The sequence below is a fragment of the Vibrio sp. 1249-1 genome (assembly GCF_033340495.1).
The window spans coordinates 1-519 of the sequence record NZ_JAWOWJ010001162.1 but is presented as its reverse complement, the minus strand read 5'-3'; the positions used below and the strand labels follow the sequence as shown (position 1 = coordinate 519).

1 protein-coding gene is annotated in these 519 nt (G+C 50.1%); it reads right to left on the bottom strand.

Annotated elements, in window-relative coordinates; genetic code table 11:
* A partial coding sequence (locus R7Z50_RS31040) for a tRNA (adenosine(37)-N6)-threonylcarbamoyltransferase complex transferase subunit TsaD (protein ID WP_318150218.1) occupies positions 1-519 on the bottom strand: 519 nt, incomplete at both ends.

Below are 519 nucleotides of genomic sequence, written 5' to 3'. Positions count from 1 at the left end.
ATCCAAACCCGGCACATTGGTCATTGGTCGTGGGAACTTAAAGCGACCCGGAGTACCTTTCTCTGCTAGCTTAGATAACAGAGGACCGCCTGGGTAATCTAGCCCCATCAGCTTAGCCGTCTTATCAAATGCTTCACCGGCTGCATCATCAATGGATTCGCCTAGAATCTTGTATTCACCAATGCCTTTTACTTCCACCATCATCGAGTGACCGCCAGAAACCAACACCGCCACAAATGGGAATGGTGGTGGGTTATCTTCTAGCATTGGCGCGAGCAAATGACCTTCCATGTGATGAACAGGAACAGCAGGCACACCCCATGCGTAAGCAATACTACGACCAATGGTTGCACCCACTAGCAAAGCACCAACTAAACCAGGACCGGCAGTGTAAGCCACGCCGTCGATGTCTTGGGATGTTAAGTTTGCTTCTTTTAGTGCCTCTTTAATAAGAGGAATGGTTTTCTTTACGTGGTCACGTGAAGCCAACTCTGGCACCACGCCGCCGTAATCCGCGTG